This window comes from Endozoicomonas sp. ALE010, assembly GCF_049310165.1.
Lineage (GTDB): Bacteria > Pseudomonadota > Gammaproteobacteria > Pseudomonadales > Endozoicomonadaceae > Endozoicomonas.
In genome coordinates, this window is the sequence record NZ_JBLYNV010000036.1 from 40,923 (window position 1) to 54,397 (window position 13,475).

The window sequence follows — 13,475 nt, forward strand, 5'->3', positions numbered from 1 at the left end:
TCCGGCCAGGCTGGCCGGGTGTATCAATAGCTGCCGACATCAGTATTGGACGTTGTATCAATGCATCTCAGTGCCAGCACATCATGGAGTTTCTCAACCTGGGTAATCAGAAGATGCACAGGTCGTGAGCTGGAAACAGTCATGGATAACTCAATTCTGCCACCGCAACGGGAAGGCGTCATGCTCATGGTGTTCACAGTAAAGCCCCGGTGTCTGATAACTCTGAGTATCCGCTCCACGACATCAGGCTGTTGATGGCATTGCAGGTATAACTGAAAGCTCATGAGTGTTGCTCCAACATTTCATGGTTAGCGGCTCCTGGTGGCACCAGGGGCCATACGTTTTCCATGGCATCAATGCACACATGAAGCAACCATGGGCCACTCACACTCAACATCTCATCCAGGGCTGACGTTACCTCATTCCGATGGGTGATGGTTCTGCCGCCAATACCAAAGGCCTTGGCCAGCGCAATAAAGTCCGGGTTATCGGAAAGATCGGTTTCGCTGTAACGGCCCTGATAAAACAGCGCCTGCCACTGGCGAACCATGCCCAGCTTCTGGTTATCCAGCAGGACTATTTTAATCGGCAGCTGTCTTCTTTTTATGGTGTTCAGCTCTTGAACATTCATCATAAATGAGCCATCACCGGATACCAGAATAACGGTATCATCCGGACGTGCCATGGCAGCGCCGATGGCGGCAGGCAGGCCAAAGCCCATGGTGCCCAGACCGCCACTGGTCAAATGGTTACGGGTGTGATGAAAAGCCATATGCTGGGCAACCCACATTTGATGCTGCCCGACATCACAGCTGATAATGGCATTATCAGGCAGCTGTCGGGATAGCTGGTTGAGCAGCAGGGGCGCATAAATCGCCTCACCGGGTTTGTCGTATCGCCATTGATGTTCTTCTTTGAGTTGCTGACAGTCGCCTGGCCAATCGTTGACGGGTAAAGCGATGGACAGTTCTTTCAGTACCCAGGGCATGGGCTGATGAAAGACGACATGTGCCGCTCTGCGTTTGTGCACTTCTGCCGGGTCAATGTCGATGTGGATAACTTTTGCATCAGGGGCAAACGTGTCCAGCTTGCCGGTCACCCGGTCATCGAAACGGGCACCCACAACAACCAATAAGTCACACAGTTGTACTGCCGTGTTCGCCGCCCGGTTGCCATGCATCCCCAGCATGCCAAGATAGGCCTCGTTGTCCGGAGGTACAGTACCAAGCCCTTTTAATGTGCAGACACTGGGCAGGCCGGTCATTTGCAGAAAATGGCGCAACGCCGGTGTAGCACCAGCCATATTCACCCCTCCACCGATATAGGCGATGGGGCGGGATGCTGAGCGCATAAGTTGCAGCGCTTGATCAACGCTGTTATGGGCTGCCTGATCAGGGTGGAAACCGTTCTCAGCCAGGTCCAGCGGTGGCTGCCAGCTGGCGGGAGCCTGTTGTATATCTTTGGGAATATCCACCAGGACAGGGCCCGGTCGTCCGGAATTGGCCAGAGTAAATGCCTGATGAAGGGTTTGGCAGAGCAGGTCCGGCTCTGTCACCAGGAAACTGTGCTTGGTGCAGGCCATGGAAAGCCCCAGCATATCCATCTCCTGAAAGGCATCGGTACCCATGGCACTGGTGGGTACCTGGCCGGTAATGGCAACAATGGGGACAGAGTCCATCATGGCATCTGCCAGAGCCGTGATCAGGTTGGTTGCGCCAGGGCCTGAGGTGGCAATACAGACACCGGTTCGCTGGCTTGAGCGAGCATAGCCAATAGCGGCGAAACCGGCTCCCTGCTCATGGCGGCAGAGCAGATGCTCAACAGGGGCGTCAAGCAGGGCGTCATACACCGGCATAATGGTGCCGCCGGGATAACCAAAAACGGTGTCAACACCGTGGTGAACCAGGGTTTGGACAATTGCTTCAGCACCATTCATATCGATGATCCCCCGACTGCCAGATGTTGAGGGTAATCGCTGCAGATAGAATGACAGGCAGGATAATGACAGATAGCACGATCAGGTTAAGCATGACTTTTCTCCTTTATCAGGTATAAAAAAACCCCCGGACCTTTCGGTGCGGGGGTTTTGTAACAGCTGTTTATTCAGCCCACAAAGCCACCCGCGGTGATAATAATCACCACGTTAAGAATGACTGGTTGGTTCAGGGCTGAAGGCATCATAGGTTTATCAGTTTTAAATGTTTAATGTACAGGTTTTATAGCACAGCATTATTTGCAGTGCCAGAAACCCAGAGGCATGATCACCATGGAGGTCACTATGAAAGGCCAGGCCGACACTCAATCCACTGTGCTGGATGTTGATAACCTCCGGCAGCAGTTTCCCCTGTTGTCACAGACCGTGCATGGCCATCCGCTGGTCTACCTGGACAATGCGGCAACCACACAGAAGCCGGTGTCGGTTATTGAGTCGCTAAACCGCTATTATCGGGAGCAGAATGCCAATGTGCATCGGGCAGCGCACTTCCTGAGTGCCTGCACGACCCATGGGTTTGAAGCCGCCAGAGAAACCACCCGCCACTTTATTAATGCCCGTTTTACGGAAGAGATTATCTGGACCCGGGGCGCGACTGAAGCCATCAATCTGGTGGCCAGCAGCTGGGGACGAAGCCAGCTGAAGGCTGGCGATGAGATTATCCTGAGCCGCCTTGAGCACCATGCCAATATCGTTCCCTGGCAACTGCTGACTGAAGTCACCGGGGCCACCATCAGGGTGGTTGAGCTGGATGATGCTGGCAATCTGGATATGCAACAGTTCCGGCAATTGCTGTCGGATAAGAGCAGGCTGGTGGCAATGACCCATACCTCCAATGCCATTGGTACGATCACCCCCATTAAAGAGGTTATTGAGCTTGCCCATCAGGCCGGTGCCCTGGTCCTGGTGGACGGTTCTCAGGCTGTTGCTCACCAGAAAGTGGATGTTCAGGCGCTGGGGGCCGACTTTTATGTGTTTTCCGGCCATAAGGTCTACGGCCCTACGGGAATCGGTGTGCTGTACGGGCGAAGGGGACTGTTGGAAAACATGCCTCCCTGGCAGGGCGGTGGTGAGATGATCGAGCATGTCAGTTTTTCCGGCACCCGCTTTAATCGCCTGCCGTTCAAATTTGAGGCAGGAACCCCCAATATTGCCGGTGCCATTGGTTTAGGCAAAGCGCTGGAGTTTTTAGCGGATATTGATGTTGCCGCCATGCAGGCCCATGAACATCAGCTGCGCCTGCTGGTGGAGGAGGGATTAAGCCAGATAAGCGGTATCCGTCTGATTGGTCAGGCAGAGTGGAAAGCGCCCGTCGTGTCGTTTGTCTCCAGCGAACATCATAATCAGGACATCGGGCTGATGCTTGACCAACAGGGGATTGCCGTGAGAACCGGGCATCATTGTGCCATGCCCCTGATGGAGGGCCTGAATCTCAATGGAACGGTCAGAGCTTCTTTTGCCCTCTATAACACCGTCGATGAGGCCGTGGCTTTTGTGGATGCCATGAACAAGCTCCACCATTCTCCGCTGTATATTGCTCACCCTGAAATGAACAGTGATCAGAGCCAGACAATGATCAGTGAGACAACTGACCTGCCAGAGATTTTTCGTCAGCAGGCTCCGAACCTTGCCGCGATAACAGAACGGTTGAATGGGCTTTCAGGCTGGCAGGAACGTTACCGCCAGATCATGCTGCTGGGCAAAGAGCTGCCTGTGCTGTCGGGGGAATGGAGAAGTGATGATGCCCGACTTCATGGTTGCGAGAGCAGTGTCTGGCTGCATCATCACTATGATGATGAAACCATGCGGCTTTACTTTATTGCTGACTCCGATGCGAGAGTGATCCGGGGGCTGATAGCCATTGTTCTGGCGGTATTCTCAGGGAAAACACCGGCAGAGATTGAGCAGGAAGATATTGACCTGTGGTTCCGTGAGTTGGATCTGTTCAATCATTTAAGCCCATCCAGGGGCAATGGGCTTAAGGCGATTGTCAGGGAGATTCAGGCGGTTGCCCATCGTTATCGATAGCACCAACCGACTATTCAGGCAGAATGGCCAGTTCTGGTCAACTTCTCAATAATTCGCGCAGCCGCAGCAAAACCGAAGGTTGCAGTCACTGCGGTAGCCGCACCAAAACCACTGGCACAGTCCATTTTCATTGAGCCTTCACCGGTTGGTTTGGTCTGGCAGATGGTGCCATCAGCCTGTGGATAAACCGCCTGCTCGGTGGAAAACACACAGTCTACCCCAAACTTTCGTTTGGTATTCTTGCTGAAGCCATGACGGTCACGAAGCTGGTTGCGCACTTTTCTTGCCAGAGGGTCGTGCCAGGTTTTGGTCAGATCGGTGATCTGAATCTGGGTAGGATCCATCTGTCCGCCAGCACCGCCAGTGGTGATGATTTTGATTTTGTGACGTTTGCAGTGAGCGATCAGCGCCGCCTTAACCCGGAAGCTGTCGATGGCATCCAGCACATAGTCAAACTCGCTGGTGATCAGTTCCTGAAGATTATCTTCCGTAATAAAGTCTTCAATGGTCTGACATTGACACTCGGGGTTTATCTGGGTGATGCGTTCGGCAATCACCTCAACTTTTGAGCGACCAATGGTGTTCGTAAGCGCATGCAATTGGCGATTGGTGTTGGTTATACAAATGTCGTCCAGATCGATCAGTGTGATGTTACCCACCGCCGTTCTGGCCAGGGCTTCTGCTGCCCAGGAGCCAACACCTCCAATACCGATGACGCAGACATGGGATTGACGAAGCTGTTCAACAGCACTGTTGCCATACAAGCGGCGAATACCGCCGAACCGGTCATTAAAGCTGTTGCTGGGGGAAGAGGCTGCTGGCATTGGAAACGACTGAGATAAAACATTAGTAGCCGATTATACAACCCAAAGTGGCATTGTTTTAATCAAATTTTGCCCTGCTTTGACTCTGACTGACCTGCCATCAATGGAACCTAATAATTATTTCGAGGTCAAACTGCGGTATTTATTGTCCAAGTGCGCGAGGCTTAATTCTGAAAGCAGCATCATCAACCCCTCACCGCTCAGAGTCCGCTCGCCGTGCTGACCGGCATGCCGGGCCACGCGTGGTTTCTGACCGTGCCGGAACCGCATTTAATGGTAAAAGAGTCTCATACAATCGGCCCTGTAGAAGCAAAGACAGCATCCGGGGTAGCAGCAAATCTATAGAGGATGCCTTTTGGGATAAAGAACCATTACATGGACGTCAAATCACCTCGGCTGATGTGCTTTCAGCCTTTGAAAAAGATACAACGTCCCTCAGAAGTGGGTTCTTTCTGCAAAAACTTTGCTTGCAGAACCTACTGCTAAACAACAGAAAAGTTACCCCGGATGAGGTCATTCAAGAATTCAATCGAGAGCCGGATCGACATTATAAATACAAATTAGCGATAGTGCGTTTCAAAGAGGAATGCTGTCTGAGGGGGCTGCCGCTGAAGGGCCAGAAAGTCACAACGAATGCCGTGGTTCAGGGGCTTCAGTCAGTCAGTGCAATACTGGAGCTGGCGCGCTTTAAGGAGTTATGTTGCCTGAGAGGCCTGGCGTTGAATGGCCGGCAGGTCACACCGAACGAGGTGATTCAGGATTATCAGGCCGCCAGGGCAACATTGGAGCTGGCGCGCTTCAAAGCGGAATGTTGTCTTAAAGGGGTGTTGTTGAATGGCCAGGGGATCCTTCCGGATGCGGTGGTTAAGGACTTTCCGGATAATCCGAGAGGCAAACTGGGGCTGGCCCGCTTCAAAGCGGACTGTTGCCTGAATGGCTTGGCGTTGAATGGCCAGCAGGTCACTGCGGATGAGGTGGTTAAGGATTTTCAGGCGGTTGGGGTGTTTCTGGAGTTAGCGCACTTTAAGGAACAGTGTTGCCTGGGGGGCCTGGCGTTGAATGGCCGGGAGGTCACACCGGATGAGGTGGTTCAGGGTTTCCCGAATAGTCCGGAAGGCAAACTGGGGATAGCACGCTTTAAGGAAAAATGTTGCCTGAGGGGGCTGGCGTTGAATGGTCGGCAGGTCACGCCGGATGAGGTGGATTTCCCTGATAGTCCGGAAGGACTGCTGGGGATGGCACGCTTCAGGGGGCAATGTTGGCTGAAGAGCCTGGCGTTGAATGGCCAGCGGGTCACGCCGGATGAGGTGGCCAAGGGTTATCAGGCAGTCAGGGCAACCCTGGAGCTAATACGTTTGAAGGAGCAATGTTGCCTGCTGGGCCAGTCTTTGAATGGTCAGCCGGTCACACCGGAGGCGGTGGTCAAGGATTATCAGGAAGCCAGGGCATCATTGGAGCTGGCACGCTTCAAACAGGAATGCTGCCTGAAGAAGCTGCCATTGAATGGCCAGCAGGTCACACCGGATGAGGTGGTCAAGGATTTCCCGGATAGTCTGGATGGTCGGCTGGGAATAGCACACTTCCGGGCAAAATGTTACCTGAATGGCCTGCCATTGAATGGCCAGCCGGTCAGCCCGGATATGGTGATTGAAGGTTATCAGGCCGTCAGGGCAGCACTGGAGGTGGCGCACTTTAAGGAAAATTGTTGTCTGAAGAATCTGGCGGTGAGGGGTGGGCCGGTCACACCGGATGCGGTGGTCAAGGCTTTCCCGGCGAGTCCGGAAGGCAAAACGGGGTGCGCGCGCTTTAAGCAATTATGTTGCCTGAAGGGGCTGGCGTTGAATGGTCAGCCGGTCACACCGGAGGCGGTGGTTAATGGTTTCCCGAATAGTCCGGAAGGCAGGCTGGGAATAGTGCGCTTCAAAGCGGAATGTTGCCTGAGGGGGCTGCTGTTGAAGGGGCGGCGCGTCACAACGGATGAGGTAGTGAAAGATTTTCAGGCCATCAGGGCAACGCTGGAGCTGGTGCGCTTTAAGGAGCAATGTTGCCTGAAGGGCCTGGCCTTGAATGGCCACCAGATCGCGCCCTATACGGTGGTTAAGGGTTTTCAGTTGGTCGGGGCAACTCTGGAACTGGCTCACTTTAAAGCCGAGTGCTGCCTGAGAGGGCTGGTGGTGGATGATCGGCAAGTCACACCGGCTGAGGTGGTTAAGGGTTTCCCGGAGAGTCCGGAAGGCAAACTGGGGATAGCGCGCTTCAAAGCGGAATGTTGCCTGAAGGGGCGGCTGTTGAATGGCCAGCAGGTGACAGCGGATGCGGTGGTTAAGGATTATCAGGCCGCCAGAGCAACACTGGAGCTGGGGCGTTTTAAAGAACAATGTTGCCTGAGAAATCTGCGGCTGAATGGTCAGCCGGTCACACCGGCTGAGGTGGTTAATGCTTTTCCGGAGAGTCCGGAAGGCAGACTGGGGATAGCGCGCTTTAAGGAACAATGTTGCCTGAGGGGCTTGCTGTTGAATAACCAGCAGGTGACACCGGACGCGGTGATTAAGGGTTTTCCCGATAGTCCGGAGGGCAAACTGGGCATAGCGCGTTTTAAGTCACAATGTTGCCTGATGGGGCTGCTGTTGAACGGTCAGCAAGTCACACCGCAAGCGGTAATCAAGGAGTATGAACGCGGTGGCTGGTGGCTCGAACGCGCTATTTTTTATGCCCAGCTGGCGTTGAATGCAAGAGAATTGAATGGCAGCCTTCTGGATAACCAGAAAGTATTGGGAGCATTTAATAAATTAACCGGGGATAATTCTTCAAGGCAAGTCAGGTATCTGATACAAAGGTTGAAACACCCTCAGCAATACCATGAAACCAATGAAGCCCGGGAGATACTTCAAACGGCCTGGCAAATCTTAAACAACGTATCAATCAAAGACGATGAGCAACATCGACTGCAAAGCCTTTTGCAATTCATGGCTATGTACCATGAGCTGCCAATTGACCGTCAGAGAGTATCAACAGAACAGGTATATCAATCCCTCACACTGCTGCGGAGTTCATTTCAGAATTCACGCCTGCATTTCTTCTTCCTGTCGCACTGCCATATCACGAGACAGTCTGTTAATGGGCGGCATATCCATAAGGGGCAGGTGCTGGAGTGCCTGCAGCGTTTTCCAGCAGGAACCGCTTTGCGCCATGCTTTAGGTTTCTGGTTTGAACAAAGCATCTGTGAAGCCAATTTAATGGAAAATATACTCCACAACCTGAAAGCTGTCGTTCCCGCAAGATGGGACAGTGATGGTGTTTACCGATACGCAACTGCTGCCAGTCAGCACAGTTCCTCCGCCGCGGCAGTTGCTGGCAGTGGGGCTCTGCAACCTTCGTCAAAACAATGGTTAAATGTCGGGGAACCGGGGGCCCCCGATATTCAGCTGCCCCGGTTACATGCGTTAAAGTTGAAAACATTTGAGATTATTGCGGAAGTTAATCGTTTTTATACTGATCCACCCCTCCTGATTACCGGTTCATACGCACGCTTTTTGCAGAACCGCTGCTCATTATTTATTGATATTGACATTCAATGCACGTCAGACGAGTCTGCCAGAAAATTCCTGGAAAAATTGCAGGTACTCAACACCGACAGTGATTCAGTCATTCCCCAAAGCATGGTCATTTGGGCAACTCCGGGGTGTCAGGCGACTAAGCAGCCAAAAGTCTACAATGTTCATCTTAATTACGGTGATCTGGGTGCCAAATTAATGGGGCTTCACATCAGTGTTGATACCGGGGTGGCCGATGAGAAGGCAACACAATTGGCTGCTCCTGGTGTTGAGAGAACGTTCAGCGATTTGTCGTTTCCTGAACAAACCAGATCACTGAACGATATGCTGGGATTCCTGGTTGATAACCTTGATCTGCTGACCGTGGAATTCCAAAAAGGAGCGGTATTTGAATTACCTGAAACCCTTCTTTTTAATAACCCCAAAAACCCTGATGAGCGTATTTATGGCTTGCTTACCTGTGCACTGATTTCCCTGAGTAAAGCCAGGGAGTTTATTGCCCGGCACTCTTCTGGAGGCAAACCCGACCTGGTGCCTGACTCGCTTCAAGAAGCATATCAACGCCTGCATACACTCACGGCAACTCTGCAAACGCAACTGAATAGCCACGATTACCGTGTTGATTTTGAGCAAATAGTGAAGGGCTTGCTATCGACCATTCAGAATGAAAGTGATGACGATATCGAGCGGAAGGACTTGATCAAAGTAATGCTGGCAATGTTGCAGCCTCCCGGGGAGGCACAATGAATTTTACAATAAAAAAGCCAGACAACTGTCTGGCTTGAGTGTGTAACAGTTCGTACGATTAACTTTGGTTTTCTTTGGTCAGATCAGCGATTTCTTTCAGGCGTTCCAGTACTTTCTGGTTGATGGAGCCTTTTGGATAATTGCCTTTGCTGTTCATAACACCCGGACGATGGCCGGTCAGCAGTTCAAGTGCCTCTTCAACATGAGAAACCGCATAAACATTAAACTTCTTGGCTTTTACCGCATCCACTACCTTGCTGTGCAACATCAGGTTCCGAACGTTCGCCTGAGGGATAATTACCCCCTGCTCACCGGTCAGCCCCCTGGCATTACAGAGATCAAAGAAACCTTCGATTTTCTCGTTAACACCACCAATGGCCTGAACTTCACCGTGCTGGTTCATGGAGCCGGTGACGGCATAGCATTGCTTGATCGGAGTATTGGTCAATGCTGAGAGCAGACAGCAGAGCTCAGCCATGGAGGCACTGTCGCCGTCGATATAACCGTAGGATTGTTCCATCGCCAGACTGGCGGAAATCGCCAGTGGGAATTTTTGCGCATAACGGCTGCCAAGATAACCGGTCAGGATCATAACCCCTTTCGAGTGAATGGCCTGACCCAGGGCGACCTCCCGCTCAATATCCACAATACCCTGGCTGCCGGGATAAACCGCTGCGGTAATCCGGGCGGGAGAGCCAAAACAGGCATCTCCCACAGAGAGCACAGTTAAACCATTGATCTTACCAATCTGCTCACCGTCAGTATCAATCAGAATGCTGCCTTCCAGCATATCATCCAGAATCTGCTTACTGACCCGGCCAGTCCGCTCGGCCTTGGCATCCAGCGCCCGGTCAATGTGCTCGTGGTTGATTTTACGGCCATTGCCGGTGCGTCGGATAAAATCGGCCTCGGCCAGCAAGTCGAAGAGTTCGCCGATTTTTGCTGACAGTTGAGTCTGGTTTTCGGTCATCCGGGAGCTTTGTTCGATCATCCGGGCAACTGCCGATGCCGACAGTGGCGGATAGTTTTCATCGTCTGCCCGGTTTTTCAGCAGCTGGGCAAAGGCCTGAATGGTTTCAGGAGAGCGTGGCAGCTGGTCATCAAAGTCCACCAGTACCCGGAACATTTCGTGGAAATCCGGGTCGAGCTGCTGAAGGATGTAATAAATATCCCGGGAGCCAACCAGAATCACCTTCACGTGCAGTGGAATAATTTCCGGGGTGAGGGTAATGGTGTTCATCAACCCCATCTCGGAGTAGGGGGATTCAATTTTCAACTGCCGCTCTTTCAGCGCCCGTTTCAGGGCTTCCCAGACGAAAGGCTCTTCCAGCAGCTTGTTGGCTTCCAGCAATAGATAACCGCCATTGGCCTGGTGCAGAGAGCCGGGGCAGATCTGACGGAAGTTGGTTACCAGGGCTCCCATCTCACTGGCGTATTCGATGCGGCCAAAGAGGTTCTTATAGTTGGGATGAGACTCATAAATAACCGGCGCAGCGGCATCGTTCTTATGGCCGACCACCAGGTTGGGGGCGTAGAGTTCTTCTAATGCTGATCGTTTGCTGGCGTCTTCTTTGGACTCCATTGCCCGTTCATCCGCCAGGTATTCAATTACTGTTCTGTGCAGGTGCTGTTTGACGGCTTCCAGGTAATCCAGAACATTCTGCTCTTTGCTGTATTTTTTCAGCATAGGCTTCATCAGGGGAGCCAGAGCCTGGTCAATGGTGTCCTGATTCAGATCCTGCAGCTTTTCGTTGGATTCCCGTTTCCACTGGGGCAGTTCCACCAGAGACTCATTGAGTTTGGTTTCCAGTTCACTGATGTCGTTATTGAACTTTTCCCGCTTTTTATCCGGCAATTGCGCGAACTCGGTTTCGTCCATCGCCTTACCGCTGGACATTGGCGTGAAGCTCAAGGCACCGGTATCCCGGTACAAGGCGATATCCCGTTTCAGCGCTTCCTGTTCAATTTGATCAATGGCCTGGTCATAACGCTTATTAAAGCTGCGCTCGATGGCGCTTTTCTTTTGTTGATAAGTGGGGTTTTCAAACGCCGCCGGGAAGGTCATCAGCAGTTTATCAATAAAACTCTCAAAATCCTTCTGCAGGTCACTGCCCAGACCGGCGGGTAACTTCAGGGCTTTCGGCTCACGGGGGTTATCAAAGTTATTGACATAGGCCCAGTCATCCGAGGAGCTCTGTCGCTTGGCTTCTGTTTCAAGGTATTTACGGAGGTAGGACATTCGGCCTGTTCCGGACTCGCCCATGACATAGATGTTATAGCCCGAGCGGTGCATGGCGACACCAAACTGAATCGCACTGGTAGCTCGCTCCTGACCCAGGATGCCGACGTAATTTTCCAGCTCTTCTGTGGACTTGAAACCCAAATCCTTCACTGGTTGCTTAGCAATAAGCTGATTCGCTGTTAGTTTGAGTTTTTTCACAAGTCTTGCCATTTCCCGCAAATTGCTTACACCATAAGAGTGGAGTGAAGCTTTTGTTATATATATGACACTTTTTTGAGCCATACTACACGTCCCGCTGAGCTCACAACGAAACGTCAACAGGCCCTATAGTACTCTCATTAAAAAGGTTTGTCGGCCTTGAGACCAGTGTGTTGAACTGAGAATCTATAAATTAAACGGTGATTTTAGTGTGGTCAGAGGCTGCAGAGCTTTTTTATGAACGTCTGGAAAAAATGGCTGTCTATTACCTTTATAGCTTTTGGAATTAACCAGGTTTTTGCGTCCATCAATGATGACCTGGATCGACTGATCGCCACATTACCGCCCGGGCATATTCATTCCATTAAAGTTATTGAAGCTGAAACCGGAAAGGTGCTGTTTGACCGGAACAGTCGCTTTAACTTGCTTCCAGCAAGCACGGTCAAAGCCATCACGGCTATCTCGGCTTATCGGGTGTTGGGAGAAGAGTATCGGTACCAAACCCGCTTGCTGGGTAACAAACCCTTGGCAGAGGGAAAGGAATATGCCGGAGACCTGATATTAACCTTTTCAGGTGACCCATCGCTGACCAGGCATGACCTTTCTGAGCTACTGGGAAAACTGATTAATAAAGGTGTAAAAGTAATACGCGGCAATATCTGGCTTGATGGTTCTATATATAGTGGTTATCCAAGAGCCGGTGGTGCAAGTTGGGATGATCACAATATCTGCTTTGCCGCACCAGTCAGTGCCATGATACTGGATCGTAACTGTTTTTTTGGCTGGCTGGTGCCTTCTGGAACAGAGGGGCAGTTGTCAAAGATGGTTTACGATGAGCCACACTGGCAGCTCTCTGTTGATAATCGCATAGCGATTAGAAAACCTCAGGCCCATGAGCCAGACGGGTGTGTTCAGGAAGTGTGGCCATCATCAAACCATGAGTACCGCCTGGAAGGGTGTATTGCCCCTGATGCCAAACCCATGCGCATGGCATTTTCAGTGCGTGATCCGGAGCGGGCTGCCGCAAGGTTTGTTGAGTCTTTTTTGCAGGCAAACAACATCAGGCTTGAAGGCAGGGTTGTGGTTGAGAAACCACAGGGGGATTTTACCTGGCTTGTGGCCAGTCATCATTCTGCGCCGGTGCCTGATCTTTTACAGCGAGTGCTGGATAAGTCAGACAACCTGTACGCTGATAGCCTGCTGAAAACCATAGGGTCGTCGGTAAAGGGTGAAAAGGGTTCTTATTCTTCAGGCACAGAGGCGGTTCTGGCTATGTTACGGGAAGAGGGCGTTGACTTGACCAGGGGGCGATTGGTGGATGGTTCAGGATTGTCCCGATATAACATGCTCAGTGCTGATGACTTTACTGAAGTGTTGCAAACCGGTTGGAAAAGCTGGGGGGAGAATGCTCCCTGGCTGGCCTCACGGGATGATGAACGTCGCTGGCTAAAGACTGGTTATATGAGTGGGGTAAACAGTATGGTGGGTTATGCCTTTCCGGAAAATAACTCACCTTTGATATTCGCTGTACTGCTGAATGGGCTGAGACCTGTTCAGCCAGCGACGAATGAAGAGGTAAGAGCCTTTCATCATGAAATCAGGCTGTTCCACCGGGCATTTCTTGAGCGACTGACGGGCACACAATAAAGAAGGCATCAGCTTGTTGGAGGGTTGTCGTATATTGTTCTGAAAATTAACGGATGAAGTATTGCCTTCGTTCGTTTTCTCTTTATAATACGCGGCTCTTCCCAGGGCATTCCCAAAAGATTGTCAGAGATCAGCAGAATAAATGTTCATTGCTGACCGGGAAGTGCGGTTTGAAAATGGGTTGTTTGGAGATGAACGAAAAACAACCGGTTGACAAATCAAACTGGCGCGGTAAGATGCGC

General features: G+C 51.6%; 8 protein-coding genes. 4 read left to right on the top strand and 4 right to left on the bottom strand.

Going from position 1 to position 13,475, the window contains the following annotated elements:
- Positions 1-23 precede the first annotated feature (23 nt).
- Positions 24-284, bottom strand: a complete 261-nt coding sequence (gene ilvM, locus ACO6UY_RS15180) for an acetolactate synthase 2 small subunit (protein WP_422447393.1) — start codon at positions 282-284, stop codon at positions 24-26.
- Entirely contained in the window at positions 281-1,936 is a 1,656-nt protein-coding gene (gene ilvG / locus ACO6UY_RS15185; RefSeq protein WP_422447391.1) for an acetolactate synthase 2 catalytic subunit, read from the bottom strand. Before ilvG ends, ilvM begins: the two co-directional genes overlap by 4 nt.
- Positions 1,937-2,278: 342 nt before the next feature.
- Here ilvG and ACO6UY_RS15190 point away from each other — a divergent pair, with 342 nt between their 5' ends.
- Positions 2,279-4,021 carry a SufS family cysteine desulfurase gene (locus tag ACO6UY_RS15190; RefSeq protein ID WP_422490492.1) on the top strand — a complete coding sequence of 581 codons (1,743 nt, stop codon included), beginning with the start codon at positions 2,279-2,281 and terminating at the stop codon, positions 4,019-4,021.
- Between the two features lie 14 nt (positions 4,022-4,035).
- On the opposite strand, the gene tcdA is transcribed toward ACO6UY_RS15190, so the two are convergent.
- Complete coding sequence (gene tcdA, locus ACO6UY_RS15195) at positions 4,036-4,845, bottom strand: tRNA cyclic N6-threonylcarbamoyladenosine(37) synthase TcdA (protein ID WP_422490494.1); 810 nt, start codon at positions 4,843-4,845, stop codon at positions 4,036-4,038.
- A gap of 467 nt (positions 4,846-5,312) precedes the next feature.
- Here tcdA and ACO6UY_RS15200 point away from each other — a divergent pair, with 467 nt between their 5' ends.
- On the top strand, positions 5,313-9,146 hold the full coding sequence (locus ACO6UY_RS15200) for a hypothetical protein (RefSeq protein ID WP_422490496.1): 3,834 nt from the start codon (positions 5,313-5,315) through the stop codon (positions 9,144-9,146).
- Positions 9,147-9,204: 58 nt separating this feature from the next.
- Here ACO6UY_RS15200 and ACO6UY_RS15205 read toward each other — a convergent pair whose 3' ends face one another.
- Positions 9,205-11,586, bottom strand: a complete 2,382-nt coding sequence (locus tag ACO6UY_RS15205) for a Lon protease family protein (RefSeq protein ID WP_422490497.1) — start codon at positions 11,584-11,586, stop codon at positions 9,205-9,207.
- Between the two features lie 237 nt (positions 11,587-11,823).
- Between ACO6UY_RS15205 and dacB the strand changes: the two genes are divergently transcribed.
- Positions 11,824-13,233: a D-alanyl-D-alanine carboxypeptidase/D-alanyl-D-alanine endopeptidase gene (gene dacB, locus ACO6UY_RS15210; protein WP_422447383.1), complete on the top strand. Its 1,410-nt coding sequence runs from the start codon at positions 11,824-11,826 to the stop codon at positions 13,231-13,233.
- A 53-nt stretch (positions 13,234-13,286) separates the two neighbouring features.
- On the top strand, positions 13,287-13,475 hold a 189-nt coding region (locus tag ACO6UY_RS15215), incomplete at its 3' end, for a hypothetical protein (RefSeq protein WP_422490498.1).

Coding starts and splice junctions, on each gene's coding strand:
- ilvM (WP_422447393.1), bottom strand. CDS start 284: ATGAGCTTTCAGTTATACCTGCAATGCCATCAACAGCCTGATGTCGTG.
- ilvG (WP_422447391.1), bottom strand. CDS start 1,936: ATGAATGGTGCTGAAGCAATTGTCCAAACCCTGGTTCACCACGGTGTT.
- ACO6UY_RS15190 (WP_422490492.1), top strand. CDS start 2,279: ATGAAAGGCCAGGCCGACACTCAATCCACTGTGCTGGATGTTGATAAC.
- dacB (WP_422447383.1), top strand. CDS start 11,824: ATGAACGTCTGGAAAAAATGGCTGTCTATTACCTTTATAGCTTTTGGA.
- tcdA (WP_422490494.1), bottom strand. CDS start 4,845: ATGCCAGCAGCCTCTTCCCCCAGCAACAGCTTTAATGACCGGTTCGGC.